The organism is Streptococcus sp. HMSC061E03 (genome assembly GCF_001813505.1).
Classification (GTDB): Bacteria; Bacillota; Bacilli; order Lactobacillales; family Streptococcaceae; genus Streptococcus.
On record NZ_KV812784.1, the window covers coordinates 1,066,376 to 1,085,473 of the forward strand.

Annotated in this window: 16 protein-coding genes and 1 pseudogene; all 17 read right to left on the reverse strand. The window is 43.6% G+C overall.

Annotated elements, in window-relative coordinates:
- Positions 1-233: pseudogene (locus HMPREF2917_RS05465) on the reverse strand (MFS transporter); the annotation flags it as partial.
- A gap of 21 nt (positions 234-254) precedes the next feature.
- Positions 255-1,130 carry an XRE/MutR family transcriptional regulator gene (locus HMPREF2917_RS05470; protein ID WP_070589421.1) on the reverse strand — a complete coding sequence of 292 codons (876 nt, stop codon included), beginning with the start codon at positions 1,128-1,130 and terminating at the stop codon, positions 255-257.
- Positions 1,131-3,038, reverse strand: a complete 1,908-nt coding sequence (locus HMPREF2917_RS05475) for an ABC-F family ATP-binding cassette domain-containing protein (RefSeq protein ID WP_070589423.1) — start codon at positions 3,036-3,038, stop codon at positions 1,131-1,133. It lies immediately after the preceding gene.
- A 104-nt stretch (positions 3,039-3,142) separates the two neighbouring features.
- Positions 3,143-3,865 carry a M57 family metalloprotease gene (locus HMPREF2917_RS05480; protein WP_070589425.1) on the reverse strand — a complete coding sequence of 241 codons (723 nt, stop codon included), beginning with the start codon at positions 3,863-3,865 and terminating at the stop codon, positions 3,143-3,145.
- An 81-nt stretch (positions 3,866-3,946) separates the two neighbouring features.
- Positions 3,947-4,786, reverse strand: coding sequence for a DNA/RNA non-specific endonuclease (locus tag HMPREF2917_RS05485; RefSeq protein ID WP_070589427.1), 840 nt, complete (start codon positions 4,784-4,786; stop codon positions 3,947-3,949).
- 83 nt (positions 4,787-4,869) lie between these two features.
- Positions 4,870-5,058, reverse strand: a complete 189-nt coding sequence (locus HMPREF2917_RS05490; RefSeq protein ID WP_070589429.1) for a DNA-directed RNA polymerase subunit beta — start codon at positions 5,056-5,058, stop codon at positions 4,870-4,872.
- Positions 5,048-6,331, reverse strand: a complete 1,284-nt coding sequence (gene murA, locus HMPREF2917_RS05495; protein WP_045759256.1) for a UDP-N-acetylglucosamine 1-carboxyvinyltransferase — start codon at positions 6,329-6,331, stop codon at positions 5,048-5,050. Before murA ends, HMPREF2917_RS05490 begins: the two co-directional genes overlap by 11 nt.
- Before the next feature lie 66 nt (positions 6,332-6,397).
- Positions 6,398-6,628, reverse strand: a complete 231-nt coding sequence (locus tag HMPREF2917_RS05500) for a DUF1146 family protein (protein ID WP_003006458.1) — start codon at positions 6,626-6,628, stop codon at positions 6,398-6,400.
- A 97-nt stretch (positions 6,629-6,725) separates the two neighbouring features.
- A complete protein-coding gene (locus HMPREF2917_RS05505) occupies positions 6,726-7,145 on the reverse strand; it encodes a F0F1 ATP synthase subunit epsilon (protein WP_003002471.1) in 420 nt (139 codons plus the stop codon).
- A 13-nt stretch (positions 7,146-7,158) separates the two neighbouring features.
- Positions 7,159-8,565 (reverse strand): F0F1 ATP synthase subunit beta, encoded by a 1,407-nt coding sequence (atpD, locus tag HMPREF2917_RS05510; RefSeq protein WP_070589431.1) that lies wholly within the window; start codon positions 8,563-8,565, stop codon positions 7,159-7,161.
- An 85-nt stretch (positions 8,566-8,650) separates the two neighbouring features.
- Positions 8,651-9,532: a F0F1 ATP synthase subunit gamma gene (locus HMPREF2917_RS05515; protein ID WP_013903320.1), complete on the reverse strand. Its 882-nt coding sequence runs from the start codon at positions 9,530-9,532 to the stop codon at positions 8,651-8,653.
- Positions 9,533-9,547: 15 nt separating this feature from the next.
- Positions 9,548-11,053, reverse strand: a complete 1,506-nt coding sequence (gene atpA / locus HMPREF2917_RS05520) for a F0F1 ATP synthase subunit alpha (protein ID WP_009732555.1) — start codon at positions 11,051-11,053, stop codon at positions 9,548-9,550.
- 15 nt (positions 11,054-11,068) lie between these two features.
- Positions 11,069-11,605, reverse strand: a complete 537-nt coding sequence (locus HMPREF2917_RS05525; protein ID WP_070589433.1) for a F0F1 ATP synthase subunit delta — start codon at positions 11,603-11,605, stop codon at positions 11,069-11,071.
- Positions 11,605-12,099: a F0F1 ATP synthase subunit B gene (gene atpF, locus HMPREF2917_RS05530; RefSeq protein WP_004219970.1), complete on the reverse strand. Its 495-nt coding sequence runs from the start codon at positions 12,097-12,099 to the stop codon at positions 11,605-11,607. The genes HMPREF2917_RS05525 and atpF overlap by 1 nt, the downstream gene beginning before the upstream one ends.
- Before the next feature lie 19 nt (positions 12,100-12,118).
- On the reverse strand, positions 12,119-12,832 hold the full coding sequence (gene atpB, locus HMPREF2917_RS05535; protein ID WP_024055550.1) for a F0F1 ATP synthase subunit A: 714 nt from the start codon (positions 12,830-12,832) through the stop codon (positions 12,119-12,121).
- Positions 12,833-12,865: 33 nt separating this feature from the next.
- On the reverse strand, positions 12,866-13,066 hold the full coding sequence (locus HMPREF2917_RS05540; protein WP_003006433.1) for a F0F1 ATP synthase subunit C: 201 nt from the start codon (positions 13,064-13,066) through the stop codon (positions 12,866-12,868).
- 228 nt (positions 13,067-13,294) lie between these two features.
- Complete coding sequence (locus HMPREF2917_RS05545; protein WP_070589434.1) at positions 13,295-19,006, reverse strand: ZmpA/ZmpB/ZmpC family metallo-endopeptidase; 5,712 nt, start codon at positions 19,004-19,006, stop codon at positions 13,295-13,297.
- Between the last annotated feature and the right edge of the window lie 92 nt (positions 19,007-19,098).

The window sequence follows — 19,098 nt, forward strand, 5'->3', positions numbered from 1 at the left end:
ACCAAGTCGGTCGTCATCAAAATCTTGCGACGCGAAAAACGGTCTGAAATCACTCCTCCAAAAGGATTCACGAGAATCCCTGTCACTAACTCAGAAATCTGATAGATCCCTAATACCGTCTTTCCTATAGTCCCCATCGAGGCCAACCAGACACTATTTCCGTAGTCATAGAGCATATTTCCAATTTTGTTAATAGCTCCACGACTAATTAATTGGACCGCATGTCGGTTCATAAAATCTCCTTTATCACTGTCCTATTTAGAACATTCATGTTTTACAAATTTATCAAAGTGTTCTTGATAATAGGCTACCTGCTCTGGCAGTCCCAGCACATCAAAAATGTGCATGGCTTCCCTCATTTGCTGCCGCCCTTCTTCTGTTTGCCCCTTCTGATACAGGGCAAATCCCTTGAGATAATGAAAGACATTGCGTTCGTAGAGCTTGATGCTCTTGCCGATAATCTTTTCTACATAGGCTTCAAAATAGCTGGCGTTTTCAAAAGAACGATGTTCTAAACAATGTTGGTAGCAATTCAGGGCTAGAATCAAGACCAGTTTGCGATGGCGACCAATTTCTTTGTAGAAATCTTCACGCTCCATCACTTCTCTCCCAAGCCGTGTGACATAGTCCACCTCATAAAAGCTGTAGAGATTGCCAAAGAGGATCAATTCATACATGGTCCACTCTTCCGTTTGAAAGAGGTAATCCGCCACCTTATCCAGATCACGCTGCTTCATGGTGTAGCTGGCATCTCTCTGGCAAATCAGCCCTTGTAGCAGGATCCAGTTCAGCTCAAAATAGAGAGGATTGGTCGAACTCTTGGCTTTTTCAAGTTGTTCTCTTTGAAGCTTTTTAAAACCTGCAATATCATTTGAGTAGTAAAGCGGAATAATCTGAGCCATCAAAGCGACATGCTCATGGTGTTGAAAATTTCTGGCCTTATCCATAAAATTCTCAATCGTCACATGGATATTGTCCAAAATGTCAAAGAAGCGCGAAGCAGCCAGATCCGACTCCCCCAATTCAAAACGGGATAATTGGGAAGTCGAGCAAGCTTCTCCTGCAGCTTCTTTTAACGAATAATTTTTACTGATTCGAAATTCACGAAAAACTTTTCCTAAATTTTCCATCTATTCCACCTGCTCTGACAGTTCTGCCCACTCTTCCATGACTGCTTCCTGCTGGACAGTCAGTTGATCCAGCTCGCTCTGGAGTTGAACCAAGTCAGCTGCATCGTTGGTGCTATGCATGGTTTCGGTGATGTCTTGGATTTTTTGATCTAACTCTTCCATCTCCGCTTCCAATTGCTCAATGCGACGAGTGATTTTCCGGAGTTCCTTCTGGTTTTGCTTTTGCAAGTGATAATCATTGCTGGTGACTTCTTCAGTCGAAGAAACAGGCACAGCTTCTGCTTGTGCTGCAGCAAGGGCCTCTAACTCTGCTTTCTTCTCCAGATAATAGTCATAGTCTCCCAGATAAAGAGTTGAGCCCTCTTCTGACAGTTCCAAAACTTGTGTAGCCACCCGATTGATAAAGTAACGGTCGTGGCTGACAAAGAGCAGGGTGCCGTCAAAATCAATCAAGGCATTTTCTAGCACTTCCTTGCTATCGATGTCCAAGTGGTTGGTCGGCTCGTCGAGAATCAAAAAATTGTTATTTTCCATGGACAGCTTAGCTAGAAGCAAGCGGGCCCGCTCTCCACCCGACAGCATGCCGACGGTTTTCTTGACATCATCCCCAGAGAAAAGAAAGGCTCCCAGGCGATTGCGAATTTCCACTTCTGGCGTCAGTTTAAAGTCATTCCAGAGCTCATCCAAGACACTGTTGTGAGGCGTTAGTTTACTTTGGGTCTGATCATAGTAACCCACCTCGACATTGGCCCCAAAACGAGCTTCCCCCTTGATAAAAGGAATCTGCCCGACGATGGACTTTATAAGAGTAGATTTCCCGATCCCATTTGGTCCCACAATGGCGACTGCATTCATCTTGCGGATATCCAAATTAATAGGCTCTGAGAGGATTTGATCGTCATAGCCGACGGCTGCCTCTTCTACAGTCAAGACGACATTGCCCGATGTCTTATCAGCATGGAAGGTCATATGGGCAGACTTGGTCCCAGCTTCCGGCTTGTCTAGGCGCTCCATTTTTTCCAACTGCTTGCGCCGAGACTGAGCCCGCTTGGTAGTCGAAGCCCGCACCAAATTGCGATTAACAAAGTCTTCCAGCGCCGCGATTTCTTTTTGTTGCTTCTCGTAGTTCTTGGCTTCGGTCAGCAGTTTTTGCTCCTTTTGCTCCACAAAGCTGGAGTAATTGCCGACATAGCGATCTAAAGAATGCTTGGTCAGGTCCAAGGTAATGGTAGCAACTTTATCGAGGAAATACCGGTCGTGGCTGACAATGAGAAGGGCACCACTATAGTTGACCAGATAGTTTTCCAACCAGGCGATGGTCTCAATATCCAAGTGGTTGGTCGGCTCGTCCAGTACCAAGAGATTTGGTTTTTCCAAGAGCATCTTGGCCAGAGCGAGACGGGTATTTTGCCCACCAGACAGCTCTTCAATCTTCATCTGCCACATGGACTCATCGAACTTGAAGCCGTTAAGAATCGCACGGATATCTGCCTCATAGGTAAAACCACCTGCCTGACGGAATTCTTCCGATAGACGGTCATAGTCCTGCATGAGTTTTTCTAAGTCAGCCCCAGTTTTTTCCCCCATCTCAAGCTCCATCTGCCGCAAAGTTTTCTCCGTTTTACGGAGGTCGTCAAAGACATGGAGCATCTCATCGTAGATAGTATTGGACGACTCAAAGCGACTATCCTGGGCCAGATAGGAGAGAGATAGATCCCGCTTTTTATTGATTTCTCCTGAAGTCGGCTCTTCTTCACCCACCAAGATTTTTAAGAGTGTTGACTTACCGGCTCCGTTCTTTCCGACCAGGGCAATCCGGTCCCGTTCATCCACTTGCAGGCTGATATTATCAAAAAGAACCTCCCCTGCAAAAGAGCGTTCAATTTTGTTGGCTTGTAAAATAATCATGTCCCTATTTTACTATCTTTTTTCAGATTAAACAAGGAAAGACGAGCCATCAAAAAAATCCTGAGCCCCTTGAGGCTCAGAACTTTTAGAAAGTATTTTAAAACTTATTCTTCCTTGTATAATTGTCGGACTGCTTCCACATCTGTATCCTGAATACTGTAGAAAGAGCCGGCCGGTTGCATGACCGATTCTCCATCAGTGTGATCCAGCCCAATCGCATGGCCTAGCTCATGCTCAGCTGTATTGACAATCCGATCATAACTATAGTTATAGACATAATTTAAAAGATAATGGCGATTGAGACGCACTGTGATGTGGGTGAACCGGTTGGTTAAAAGGTTAGTCTGAGAGGCAGTCTCTCCTGCAGCAGAAACCGATGCGTTATCCATTTCCGTCAAGACCACATTAGCCTCTTTTTCATTTGTAACCAACTTGAAGGTAAAGGCGCCTGTTTGGTTCCAAGCCTCAATAGCTTCCCGATAAGCTTTTACAAAAGTTTGACTGATATTGGGATCCAAATAGACCGTAGCCTCCGCTTTTTCCCAGCGAGCACCGCTATGCTCATGATTGTCTGTCTGCGTGGTCTGTGAGCTAGGTGTCATCCCAAAGCGCGATGCAAAGCCCTGATCACCAAATAAATTGCCGACTTGATAGACAACCTTTTGGGCAGCTCGTCCAAATCCATCCATACCAGAACTAGGAGAATCTGTGAAATAGATGATCCCCACTAGGACGAGAAAACTGATGGCAATGGTCCAGAAAAATCCCCAAAAAAGACTCCAAGCCATGCGAAGGATTCCTCTGAAAAATCGAAAAATGGTTCTCATACATTCTCCTTTCTCTTAAAGAAGGTATGCAATTGTAACACCCCATTCTTAAAAATAACTTAAATAACTGCGCTTTCCAGCTTATTGATGGACGGTTACTTTTCCTGTCTGGTAATCCAGGCTAATCCCACTTTGAACATTAGGAACAAAAACATTGAATTCAAGCGTCCCGTCACTCGATTTGGCTTCGATATGAGAACCTAATGGAATCAAATCTTCTGGCTGGTTGTAGATCAAGGTCACCCGATAGCGGATCCGCTTGTTCTTATCCAGTGCTTTTCGGACCAGGGTCTCATAGTAGTTTTGACCGGTGGAATGAGGATCATTGGCTTGATTGGACCAAGCCGTTTGCACAGCGATATTTTTGGGATTGCTCGTCGAAGCATCGAAACCTTTGAGATTACCGATCAAGGCATAGCCCAATAGGTGGCCCCGATCCACAGCATGGTCATACTCACCGGACAGATTATGGACCTGATGCCAACCTGCTGGTTTCCAATCGGTTAGGCCACTTCCTGTTGCATCTCGATCTCTGTACTGGCGAGTCGCCTTGGTCATAATAGCGTTCGCAACGGTCGGTACGATCTTTCCATTGACTTCTTTTGTCTTGTTATCCGCATAGGGTTGACTAGCCACGCTGGCATCCAGATCTGTGCGATTTCCCTTAACTACAAAGGCTCCAGCACCATTCCATTCCAAGTCATTTCCCAATTGTGAACGAGCAGATTTCGTTAATACAGAGCTAGCTAACTCTTTACTAGGTGTTTCTTGTTGGCTACTCGTCACCACCGAAACAACCTGATCTGTCGCTTCTTTTTCCGTCGGTTGATTGAAATAATAGCCCCCAATAGCTAGGGCCGTTGCCACCACAAAACCTGCTAGGGTTTGTTTGGTTCGTTTGCTTACTGTTTGTTTTGCCATACATCTCTCCAAAAAAGAGCAGCGCTAGATGGGTCACTGACTCGATTCGCTGCTCTCCTTTTTACTCAATTTTAGTTAAAAACTTATTTGCCTGTTAGTTTTCCAATGATCTCTGACCAAGTGTCCGGAGAGAGAATGGACCATGGATTTTTTCCATCTCCATTCACTCCATAACCAATGACCAAACCAACTGCAAAAATGATGATTCCAATCACAGCCAACAGGAGGACAATTCCTAGCTGTTTTCCAACATAGCGAAGATTAGTTTTCATCGTCTTCTTCCTCTACACGTTTCACGTCTGCACCTAGTGCCACTAATTTCTCATGGAATTGATAATAACCACGATCTAAGTGACTTAATTTGCTGACTTTCGTCTCTCCTTCTGCTACCAAGCCCATCAAGACCAAGGTTGCACTTGCTCGTAAATCTGTCGACATGACCTCTGCACCTTGGAAGCTTTCCCCTCCAACGATACGAGCTGTATCCCGCATAATATCCGAGTGAACGCCCATCCGACGCATTTCTTCCAAATGCTGGAAGCGATTCTCAAAGACCGTTTCAATCATGGTAGACTCACCTTTAGCCATGGCCATCAAGGCTGTGAATTGAGCCTGCATATCGGTTGGGAATCCTGGGTAGGGAAGAGTTTTAACGGTCACTGGACGGAGCTTACTGATATCCGACTGAATCCGAATGCCATTTTCTTCTTCGGTCACCGTCACACCCATCTCCTGCATCTTAGAAAGCAGCGGACGGTTGTGTTCCCAAATGGCATCTTCGATCAAGACATCTCCACCAGTCATGGCTGCCCCAATCATAAAGGTTCCAGCTTCGATGCGGTCTTGCACAACATTGTGGTTTGCACCATGCAAGCTCTCCACACCAACAATGGTCAAGGTCTCAGTTCCTGCCCCCTTGACATTAGCTCCCATTTTATTCAGCAAGAGAGCTAGGTCAACAATTTCAGGTTCTCGAGCTGCATTTTCAATCACAGTGACTCCATCTGCCAAGGTTGCGGCCATCATAATATTTTGTGTCGCCCCAACTGATGGGAAGTCCATATAGATGTGTGCACCCTTGAGACGATCTGCTTTTGCTTCAATATAGCCGGCCGTTTGGGTAATTTCAGCCCCCATAGCTTCCAGACCTTTCAGGTGGAGGTCAATCGGACGACTCCCAATCGTACAGCCTCCAGGCATGGAAACTTTGGCATGGCCATTGCGTGCCAAGACAGGACCCAAGACAACGATAGAAGCCCGCATCTTACTCACATATTTATAAGGCGCTTCCTCAGACAATTTCTCTCGTGCATCTACGACAACCGTATTGTCTTCTTCATTGAAGGTTACTTGTGCATTCAAACCACGAACAACATTGTTCATTGTAAAGACATCTGATAAAACAGGTACATTTTTCAAGGTTGTCACGCCCTCGCTTGCTAGAACTGTTGCAGCAAGAAGAGGAAGGACAGCATTTTTTGCTCCTTCGATTTTGACGGTTCCAACCAGTCGATTATGACCACCATTAACGATTATTTTTTCCATACGGGATTGTTCTCCAATTTCTTAAAGTCACGCTTTCTATCATACCATATTTTTTATAAAATGTGGCTAGAATTGGCCAATAAAAATCTGCCGACTCATCTCATAGACACTGATAAAAAATGAGCTCGCTAGATAGCCTATTCCAACGCTGATCATCAAGATCAAAAAACGGATTTTAACCGCATTTTCAGCACTTACTTTTAAAAACTTTTCCCATTGAACCAGGTTCATCAATAGGTAATAGGCAAAAAAGATAAATAATAGATGGCTTGAAAGATTAAAAATCATTTGAATCATATAGCTATTATACCATATTTGGTCCGTACTTTCTTCTTTTGATTCTCTCCCAACAAAAATAAGGTGAGGACAAAACCTCCACCTTATTTTGAATATCTTATAAACGATTTCCGACATTAATCCGGTTAATGGCGCGTTGAAGAGCAATTTTAGCACGACGTTCCATATCAACCGAATGCTGATCTTTGGCTTCTTCAATCGCTTTTTCAGCTCGCAGTTTGGCACGTTCTGCACGACTAATGTCGATATCTCGAGCACGTTCGGCAGAATCGGCAACAATGGTAATGACATTATCAGCTACTTCGATAATCCCCCCATTGACTGCAATCCAATCAATATGTTTGTCATCGTCGACACGACGAACCTTTACTTGGTCTACAGCCAAAACCGCAATGGTATTGATATGATGAGGTAAAATCCCTAATTCACCATCAATTGTCTTGACAGATACAAATGCGGCATGATGATCATAAACCAGTCCATCCGGTGTAACGATTTGGACGTTCATTTGACTCATCTTTCACCTCTTCTTAGAATCCCATTTTTTCAGCTTTGGCGATCACATCTTCGATCGATCCAACACCACGGAAGGCATCTTCAGGAAGATGGTCATATTTCCCATCCAAAATTTCTTTAAAGCCACGAACAGTTTCTCCAACTGGAACATAAGAACCAGGTTGACCTGTAAATTGTTCCGCAACGTTGAAGTTTTGTGACAAGAAGAATTGGATCCGGCGAGCACGAGCAACCAAGGTCTTTTCTTCGTCAGACAATTCATCCATCCCCAAGATAGCAATGATATCTTGCAATTCATGGTAACGTTGAAGGACGCGTTTGACTTCAGAAGCTACTGCATAGTGTTCTTCTCCTACGATTTCTGGAGAAAGGGCACGTGAGCTTGATGCCAATGGGTCCACCGCAGGGTAGATCCCCAATTGTACCAATTTACGTTCCAAGTTAGTGGTTGAATCCAAGTGGGCAAAAGCGGTTGCTGGCGCTGGGTCTGTGTAGTCATCGGCTGGCACATAGATGGCTTGGATCGATGTAACAGAACCTTTCTTGGTTGACGTAATCCGTTCTTGCAATTGCCCCATTTCAGTTGCCAAAGTAGGTTGGTAACCAACGGCTGATGGCATCCGTCCCAAAAGGGCTGATACTTCAGATCCGGCTTGAGTGAAACGGAAGATATTGTCGATAAACAAGAGAACGTCCTGACCTTCAACATCACGGAAATATTCCGCAATGGTCAAACCAGTCAAAGCAACACGCATCCGTGCTCCAGGTGGCTCATTCATTTGTCCAAAGACCATGGCTGTTTTTTCAATAACGCCAGATTCTTTCATTTCCCAGTAAAGGTCATTCCCTTCACGAGTACGTTCCCCAACACCGGTAAATACAGAAATCCCACCGTGTTCTTGGGCAATATTATGGATTAATTCTTGAATCAAGACGGTCTTCCCAACTCCGGCACCACCGAAGAGTCCGACCTTCCCACCTTTCAAATAAGGGGCTAAGAGGTCAATAACCTTGATCCCTGTTTCAAGAATTTCTTCTGAAGTAGAGAGCTCGTCAAAGGATGGAGCTTTTTTGTGGATGGAGTCACGAGGAGCATCCTGAGGAAAAGGTTGATCCAAGTCAATGGTATCTCCAAGAACATTGAAGACACGTCCCAAGGTTTCTTTTCCGACTGGAACAGAGATTGGACGACCTGTGTCCAAGACTTCCATTCCACGTGTTAAACCATCAGTTGATTCCATGGCGATGGTCCGTACGACCCCATCACCAAGTTCCAAAGCTACTTCAAGAACGACTTTTGATTTTTGTTGGTCATTTTTATAGACTACAAGCGCATTATTGATCTCAGGAAGTTTATCTCCAACGGAAAAGGCAACGTCTACGACGGGACCTACGACCTGAGAAATTTTGCCTAAACTCATGTCATTCTCCTATTCTAAGTAATTTCTACTGCTCAAAAGTTCTCTTTCGAGCATCTGTTTTTGTATATAAAATTGTATCCGACAACTATTCAAGGGCGCTAGCACCTGCAACGATTTCGGTAATTTCTTGTGTAATCGCTGCTTGACGAGCACGGTTGTATTGAATCGTTAATTCATCAATGACTTTCTTGGCATTGTCTGTTGCAGTTTGCATGGCCATCATCCCCGCAGCATTTTCAGCTGTTTTAGCATCAATAATGGCACCATAGATCATGCTTTCAGCAAATTGAGGGAGCAATTGATCCAAGATGGCATCTCGACTAGATTCCAATTCTAGATTCAATACATAATCCTCATCTGCTTCATTGGGGTCCAAATCAATAATCGGAAGCATCTGTTCCACCCGCATTTGGCTAGTCAAACTGTTGACGTGATGGTTGTAACAGACGTACAACTCGTCAAACAAGCCTTCCTGATACATTTGGACTGTTTTCGAAATGATCTTACGAACTTCCTTAAAGCTAGGCTGATCAGGCAAACCACGCAATTCATAAACCGGCTGAATCCCACGGGCACGGAAGAAATCCGCCCCGACACTTCCAATACAGATCACTTCAAAGTCATCCCCAGTTGGATGGTATTCTGCCTTCATTTCCATCATGGTTTTAAGGATGGAGGCATTGTAGCCTCCGACCAAACCACGATCGGATGTAATCACGATATAAGCTGTCTTTTTTACCGGCCGACTCACCAACATCGGATGGGACTTGGTATTTTCTGTTTCGTGGCCATGGAGCAAGTCTGTTAAGAGCTTACGAACCTTAGCAGCATAAACCTGAAAATCCTTGGCTGCCTGCTCAGATTTACCAAGTTTGGCAGCGGACACCATCTGCATGGCATTGGTGATTTGACTGGTGTTTTTTGTGGATGCAATTTTATTTTTAATATCATTTAATGAAACTGCCATCTTCCACTCCTATTTCTATTTGAAATTTGACTGGTTGACAAATTCAGTAAGGGCTGCATCCAGTTCTTCTTCTGCTGGAAGATCATGTGTCGAACGAATCGTCTCAAAGATTTGATGATAATGTGCTTCAAAGTAATCAAACAACTCTTCTTGGAAACGAAGAATGTCGTCTACTGGAACACTATCTAAGAAACCATGAGTCAAGGCATACAAGATCACGACTTGTTTTTCAACTGTCAATGGTTCATGAACAGGTTGTTTCAAGACTTCCACTGTCCGACGACCACGGTTCAATTTCGCTTGAGTGGCCGCATCCAAATCACTACCAAATTTCGTGAAGGCTTCCAACTCACGGTAGGAAGCGAGGTCGATACGAAGGGTACCAGCAACCTTCTTCATAGCCTTGATTTGAGCAGATCCACCAACCCGGGAAACAGAAGATCCGGCATCAATGGCTGGACGAATACCGGCATTAAACAAACTATCTTGCAAGAAGATTTGTCCGTCTGTGATCGAAATCACATTGGTTGCGATATAAGCGGAGATGTCCCCTGCTTGGGTTTCAATGATTGGAAGAGCTGTAATAGAACCCCCACCCAATTCATCCGAAACTTTCGCAGAACGTTCCAACAAACGGCTGTGGAGATAGAAGACATCCCCTGGGAAGGCTTCACGTCCTGGTGGACGACGAAGAAGAAGGGACAATTCACGGTAAGCTACGGCTTGTTTTGACAAATCATCATAGACGATCAAAACATGTTTACCGTTATACATGAACTCTTCTGCCATGGCAACCCCAGCATAAGGTGCCAAATAAAGCAATGGAGACGGTTGAGAAGCCGAAGCGGTTACCACAATCGTATAATCCATAGCTCCGTATTTACGGAGAGTTTCTACTTGCGTACGAACTGTTGATTCTTTTTGACCAATCGCCACATAGATACAGATCATGTCTTGACCCTTTTGGTTCAAAATGGTATCGATGGCAATCGAAGTTTTCCCTGTTTGACGGTCCCCGATGATCAATTCCCGTTGACCGCGTCCAATTGGAACAAGGGCATCAATGGCTTTCAAACCAGTTTGTAGGGGTTCTGAGACAGATTTCCGTTGCATAACACCAGGAGCTGGTGTTTCAACTGGACGGAATTTATCTGTCACAATCTCACCTAAACCATCTACTGGTTGGCCAAGTGGGTTGACAACACGACCAATCAAGGCATCCCCTGCAGGGACTTCCATGATTTTACCTGTACGACGGACAGAGTCTCCTTCACGAATATCCGTGAAATCACCCAAGATGATGATCCCGACATCCGTTGTTTCTAAGTTTTGGGCCATCCCGTATGAGCCATTTTCAAAGATTAACAACTCACCACTCATGGCATTTTCAAGCCCATGAGCGCGGGCAATCCCGTCACCAATGTAGGTTACAACACCTGTCTCAGTGACGTCAAAGTTTGGCTTGAAATTTTCAATTTGTTGCTTAATTAAAGCGCTGATTTCTTGTGCGTTAATCGCCAAAATTCACACCACTTTCTATTTCAATTTAGATTTTATAACTTGCAATTGGTGTTTGAGACTGGTATCCAACGTTTTATGATTGGCTGTCACGACAAAGCCACCAATTAAATCTGGATCGATCTTTTGTTGGATCGAGCGAACTTGAATCCCAAATTTTCTTTCGATAATGGGTACTAGCTTTTGCTCTTGAATAGGATCCAAACCAGCAACTGTCGTAACAGTGACGACAAATGCGTTGCTCAACAGTTGAATCTGATCCAAACAAATCGTTACAATGTCATAAAATAAGGCTTCACGATGATTGAGAATAACCACTTCAATCAAATGGTCGAGTAATTGTGAATCAGAGGGTTGAAAAAGTCTTAGACTTTTTGCTTTCTCTTCATCCTCTACACCGATATGAGCTAAGAAGTTAGCAAGTCCAGTCTCCTCAAAAATGCCCTTGATTTGGGTCAATTTTTCAAAGACAAGATCTTGTTCTCCTTTTTCAAAGACCAATTGAACAAAAGGCTGGGTATATTTCTCAATCACCATCAGTTGCTTTTTGTCCATTAGGCTTCTCCTAATTCATCAAGATAGCGATCGATCAGTTGGCGTTGACCTTCAGCATCCAGCTGTTGACTCAACAATTTGCTGGCAAGATTGACAGTGAGATCTGCCACATCGCCTTTGATACTGTTCAATGCTTCTTCTTTGTTATGCGCAATTTCTTGTTGCGCTTTTTCTTTCAAACGTACTGCTTCTTGAGTGGCTTCTGAAAGGATCTGAGATTTGTTCTTTTCTGCAGTTTCCTTTGCATTTTCGACGATAGACGCAGCTTCTTTGCGGCTACCTGCCAACTCTTCTTCACGTTTACTTGCTAGTTCCTCAGCTTTTTGACGAGCTGATTCTGCTCCATCAATATCATCTGTAATCTTTTTGGCACGCGCTTCTAAAATTCCATTGATATTGTTCCATGCAAATTTCTTTATTAAAAAGATTAATAATAGGAAGGAACCAGCAATGAGAATAAAGTTACCAATAATTTCACTCATTGATACATGCATTCTTCTACTCCTCCTCTACTTACTCTTCACCATTAATTTTCTTACCAATATAAATTGATGACAACATGGTAAACACATAGGCTTGGATACATGAAATGAAAATCGAAAACGCTGTCCACGCCATGCTTCCAATAAAGGCAAATGGATACCAATAAACAGCTTGATGCGACAAAGTCACAAGCAAGCTTGCTAGTACCTCACCCGCAAAGATATTTCCGAAGATCCGAAGTGCCAAGGAGGCAAAGTTCGTTAATTCTTCCAAAATATTCATGGGGGTCATAAATCCGGGTGTCACAAAAGCCTTTAAATATTCCTTCACACCACGTCTGCGAATTCCTTCTACATGGGCGATTAAGGTGATCAAAAATGAAAAGGCAAAGTCATAACCCAGGTTAGCGGTTGGTGATGTCCACAAATTGTAACCATTGGTCGTTTCGATTTTAGCCATCAATCCAATGTTATTGGCTACTAAAAGAAAGAGGAAAAGAACAAACAAGAACAAGGAATAGTCCTTTATGTAATGTTCCCCAATATTTCCTTTTGTAAAGCCTACGACAAAGTCATATGCGTATTCCAGCACATTTTGTTTGCCTTTTGGTCGGATCGACATTTTTCGACTGGCCCAATAAATGAAGCCAAAAACGGCGAAAACAGAAATCAGGGTCATAGCAAGTAGGGTCAAATTAAAAGATACAGGTCCAAGAGTAATCGTTGGATTGATACTTTCTTCCAAGGTTTGACACCTCCTTTTCTAAAATAGAAGCGTCTATTTGATAATAAAGGCCATAACCAAGGTTACGAAGAAAGTACCTTCGACAAAGGCAACACCAAGAATCAAGAGGCTACGCAATTGACCGATAATTTCTGGTTGACGAGACGCAGATTTCAATAAGCTACTCATCATCAAACCTTCTGCCAGTGATACACCAAAACAGGCTAAACAAAGACCTAAAAATGTTAAATTCATGATGAATTCTCCTTTTATAAATTTTACCTCCTTAGTTTACTCCTAAAAGATATAATAGTCAAATATTTCCTATAAAAGTAAGCGTTTTAGTGAAATTACGTTGTTTTTTTAATATGATAATTTTTCCTATCTACGATTGATTTCTTTTAATTTTTAGACGCTTTGTCCACCTCTATTCATTTTTTCTTCTAAAAAACTCTCACCTGCTCAGCAGATGAGAGAATTCGATTATTTAAAGATAGACGTTTTGAAACTGTCTGTTTGTTGCAGTAATTTCTTAAAGATTTTTTCTTTCAAGGCAAGGGTATTGTCAAATTTGACAGAACCATTCTTCAAACTGGCCTGATCTTTTTCAACCGCAGTTGCAAAGGCTTGTTTTAAGTCCTCATAAGAGCTATAAGTAGTCCCATCCACTTCAATAGCCTGAAGTCCATTTTTGGCACTGGTTACCACTTCATTGAAGTAGGCTTTCTTCCAGTCTTCAAGGGTACTGAATTTCCCATCAGAAATCTTTTGAATGATGTAATCATCCCCTAGAGTCGCATGACCTGCTTGTTTGGATTCTTGTTTATACTTGTTTGAAGCATAGCCTAAGAAGCCTTTTTCATAGCCATAGTAACCCCAGAGTCTGAAGGTATTGTGTTTGAAGGACATGGCTCCAGGAGCCCCTTCACTGGTGTTTCCACCATAGATCCCTGTCATCATCGGTACCGTCACATAGGCGGAGCCAAAGTCAGATGGATTATAGACTCCATTTCCAGGACTACGATTGGTCATGAAGTTGTTGGTGATGAGATCATCTACTGAATGTAAGGTGATCGCTTTTTCCTCATCGCTCAAAGGACGTACCTTATCAAATTGATTCTTGGTGTTAGCCCCTCGGTATTGTTTATCAACCTTCTTGAACCATGCATTGTTCAAGTCTTGACTGCCTTTGTTGAGGACAGCTTCTCCTTCTAGGTAATCCAGAAGCATGAGGGTGTCGTTATAGCCTTTCATATACCGATCAATTTCGTCACGTGACTTCAAATCATTTGGATTGGTATTGTACCATTGGTTCCCATCATTTGGACGTTCATAGGCCATGTTGATACCTAAGGCCTTGTATTCCCCATTTGGATTGGATACGGATGGCGTTTGTAACATGCCTTGGGCAAAGGCTTCGATATCGGTTCCTTCTCGGTGTCTCCAACCACCTAAGTATACCATGCGGTCATTGACGTGCGTTGTTTCGTGGGTAAAGGCAGAGACCCCAAAGTCACTGATCATATCGGTCACCATGAAGAAAACAGAGTCGTCTTTATATGGGTTTCCGTAAATTCGCGCCACAGCTCCCATGCGCCAATCTGTCGCATGGTAACGATCGGTTGGACCATACAATTCACGGATTGGAGCGACATCTTTGCCACTGTTGGTATGGCCGTAACGGTCTGTACTAATGCCCTTGTAGTTTTGGTTATCAAGGACAGGGGTCGGCACCATATTATTGCTCTTCAAGAGTTGATTGCGAACCTTATCCGTTGCTAGACGTGACCAGAAATCGAGATAATTTTGTTGCCCTTTCGCCACCTTGTCAATTTCCGCTTTGAAGGCATTCCGCTCTGCTTCCGTGTTCTTACCATATTTCTCGAAGGAACTATAAGCCATGGTATTGTATGTTGAAATCAAGAACATATGGGCATCTTTTAAGTTCAAGAGTGGCAAGATCATTTTACCGTGAACATCATTGTTTAAGCCCTCATAGGCTCTATGCTTAGCAGATGCGAAAGCTGGATTGGTCGTCTCAGGCTCCACAATATAGACATTGTCTTTGGTTGCTTTAATGAACCAATCATTCAAGTCTGTCTCTTTTGTGAAGAGCTCCATATTGTACTTCAAGAAGTCATTTAGGTTCCCAGAAAGAGTCGATTTAGCCACGACTTCTCGGAAGGCATCGTGGGTACGAGTCCCTTTGATGTAGTCTTCTTTTGAACCAATTTCAATCAAGCGGTCTAAGACATCAACATTCTTCCCATAGAAATCTGGCTTGAACAACATGAGCTGTTTGAGATTGACATCATCGAACTTCACTCCATAATAGCGATTGAGGTATGACAAACCAAGAAGAACAGCGGCCTTGTTGTCATCAACTTTCTTGATAAGGGCCCGTTTGGCAGCCTCATCTGTATTTAATTGATGATCTTGGTTTTCAACTAGTTGTTTGACAAAGTGAGTCAGATTATCCTTGACTGCTTGGAAGCTTTCTTCAAGGTAAAGGTTCTTAATGGCATTGACTTTGTTAGGACCTGTTCGACCAAGATGTGTGTAGATTGGATCTGATTGTAATTCGACAGGGCTTAATTTTTCAACGATCGCACCAATGAGATCGCTCCGGTCTTTGTCCACCATATTTGGCGTATAGACCACTTCACCGAGCTCCGCCACACTGTACTCTTTGACTTGTTTGACTTTAGACTCTTTCGGTGAAATGCTAAAGATATCTTTTGTCTTATCGGCATAATGGATCAGGATGTGATCAGCATCAGCTAGTTCAGTAACAAAATCATTGCCCTTCATAGCAGTCACAGACAAGACTTCCTTGGTCAAGAGAGGACTCGTTGCAGCCAATTTATTCCCTTGGTCGACAATCCATTCTTTGTTGTAGAATGGTTGCAATTTAGCAATATTGCGGTAAGCTAGCTCACGAGTCGCATCGTAAGCAGTGATAGCCTTGTATTGATCGTCTTTGCTAACAAGGTGATTGAGCGTATCTTCAATTGGTTTCCTGCTGGTGAATTTATCAGCAGTGATTCCCATTGCTTCAATCTTCTGCTCAGCTTCTGCCAGCGAGATGCTAGGGATTTTACGGGAGTTGTTAAAGGTTTTCTTCCCTTCACTCACGCCTTCCACACTGTAATTGCGCTTGGTTCTTGAATAGGTGAAATAATCATCTGCGTCAATATCTGAGTGACCAAAGACCATCTCACCAGTTTTGACTTTCATCATGGTGATGTTGTCTTCAATAGTCCCCAAGGCCCAGTTGGTCCCTAGTAATCCACCCGATTGAACCGCTTCTTTCAGTTCAATTGATCCTTTAGCAACTGAATTTCTGAGAACCCCTTCTTTACCTACTGTGTGGTTATTTCCACCATTTTGAGAGGAATAAACGAGACCTGCAGCTTTGGCTTTGTTCCCAGTGATTTCAGCATCAACGTAAGCTTTTTCTACGATACCTTTCCAGTTCTCGCCAACAACACCCGCTAGATAGCCACCTTTGTTACCAGTAGCGTGCAGTTTCCCGATAAAGGCAACGTTGCTGACCTTCCCGCTACCATCAATTTTATTGACAATTCCTGCTACGTCATTGTTCCCGACAACACTTCCTATTACTTTAACGTTCTCAACAGTTGCATTGTTTTTGATGACACCTGAGATTGGGGCTACTCGATCTGTCCCAGGTAGGTCAATATTGACATTTTCAAGCAAGAGATTCTTAACCGAGCCACCTTCGATGTTCCCAAATAATGGTCTTGTAATGTTATGGATGGCAAATGTATTTCCATCCGTACTTTCCAAAATTCCCTTGAAGGCATTGGTTACATAAGATTTTCCTGCTGGCTGGACATTAGCCGCATTCATATTGCTACCCAGTTTAAAGGTTCCAGTCGGATTGGCTTGCATGGCTTTTACAAGTTCGTTGAAATTGTAGTAGACATCACCTTCATGAGCTTTTGGTTTCGCAATATAGTGGACATAGTTCTCATTGAACTGGTTGTCCCCAGTCCGTTGGACCAAATCTGGAGCTTTGGCTGTTACTTTGTAGAGGGTCGCGCCATCTACCGTCACTTCTTCGATTTTATCAACGGCTAGTTTCGTGACCTTATTATCATGGGTGGTAACTTTTAAGTAGTATGGCTTCACATCAGACGGTGTTTCAGACAAGAGGCTGCTATCGGTCTCAAGACCTTGGTCATCCACGCTAATCAGACTGGTTTCCTTGATGTTTTTGATTTCAACTTTTTTAAGATCAATTCTCAGTGGTTCTTCCTTGAGAACTTCTTCTTCATCCCCATTTCCACGGTCATACACCATGGTCGTTGCGAGCGTATAATCCTTGTAGTAGTCCAAGTCCGCTAAAGCAGCTGCCAAGTCTGTCTCTGAAAGGGTCAGGGTTTTCACCACTTGATCACCCTTCTTCAATACAGCCTGGATGGACTTGATGGTCACACCGTCTGGTTTGTCCAAACGATAGGTAGCTTTAGCACTGCGCTTCAACACTTCCTGATCAAGATTGGTCAAGGTCAAGGTTGGCTTGTCTAATTCCTTTGTCCCTTGTTGAATGATCTGATCTTGCGCTTGTTCTACCACTTCTTCGGAAATTGTAGGAGCATCCGTTGTTTTGACACCTTTAATGGTCTTGTAGACCTTGGTGATTTTCTTCTTCCCATTTTTACCGGCTTGAGAAACCCTTTCAGTTCCTTTTAGCAAGGTGGCATCTTGTTCGGTTACCGTCTTAAATGGAATTTCTTCAAAAGCAACTTCCTCTTTTTGGCCTTCAATCGCCTTAGTCCCACGACTAATTTTTTCTGTCACAGGAGCTTTGACCGTTTCAGTGGTCGTACTGAGAGGCTCTCCAATCTTCTCACCATTGACCGTCTTATAAACACGACGAATCTCCTGGCTACCAGCCTCTCCTTTTTGAAGGAGGCTTTCTTCATCGGTGTAACGATTGGCGTCCGTTACATACTCTGTTTCATATGGAAGGATTACCGTTTCTGTCTCGGTTACCGTCCCTTCCGTAACTTGATAGGTTGGATTCTCCGGTTGAACGGGGGCTTCGCCAACATGGCCTTCTTCTTGTGTCCCTTTAGCTTCCACCACACCTGTATAGGCTGGGTTCTCTGGTTGAACAGGAGCTTCGCCAACATGGCCTTCTTCTTGTGTCCCCTTAGCCGTTACAACTGGAGAAGGGCTGGGTTGAGGGGTTGGTTGGGCATCTTCTTTTGTCCCAACAGCAAGAATTTGTGAAACTGGTTCTTTAGTGACCTTGCTTTCAACGACTCTGCGAACTTCTTGTCCATCTACCACACTCACTTCTGTCAATAGGGTCCGCTCCCCATTTTGACCAGCAGTCAGCACCTTGGTTTGCCCTTTAGGTAATGTAGGATCAACTTGGTTGACAGTTTCAAATGGCACAGGCTCAGTATAGACTTCCAGGCTTGGTTTTTCAACTTGAGGAAAGGCTGGAGCGACTTCTGGGGTCACACGCGCTTGTGGTTCCACTTGTGGAATCCCTGTACTTGTTTTGATCGTTCCTTTTACAGAAGGTTTCGTTTCCTGCATAGCCTTTGGCTCTCGTAAGCTCGTCTTTTGGACTGACGGGTAGCGCAGATAACCAATATAGTCATAGCCGTCAATTTGAATCACGCCATTTGCAAGATCTTTGCTCGATGCGATCGCAAGATCCTGATTATAGGCGCGCAAGACTTGATTTTGTAGGGCTGCGACTTCAACTGGAAGTAGAAGACTTTGTCCCATGGCTCCAATCAAAAGGACGCCCATGATCTTCTTCCGGTGCTTTTTAGAGAGTAAGAGGACCGCAAAGGAAGCAGTGGCTAGACTTAGCCCAAAAAGGGCGATTTCCTGACTTCCTGTTTGAGGAAGAACCGACTGAGTTGCTTCCTTCTTCTTATAGACGAGATAGAAAGTATCTTCATTTTGATATGCTTCAGGGATTGCATGAATCACCTGTGCTTTTTCTTCAGCAGTCAGCTCTTCTTCTGTCACATATCCTAAGTGCACATGAGCAGGTAGGGTCACCTGATCTGCTTGGACAGGACGAGCCCCTAACAGGCTTCCTCCTAATAAAAAGGCTCCAATGGCCACCGGACCAACACCGACAGATAATTTCCGAATCGAATATTTGGTCATTTTTTCAAACGTTTGTTTCGCTTTTTTCATCCTAAAATTCCTATATAGTAATATTTAACCCTCGAGCAGGGACCTGATTATTTTTAGAGAGGATGGGATCCTTTCCAGAAATAAGAACCTTC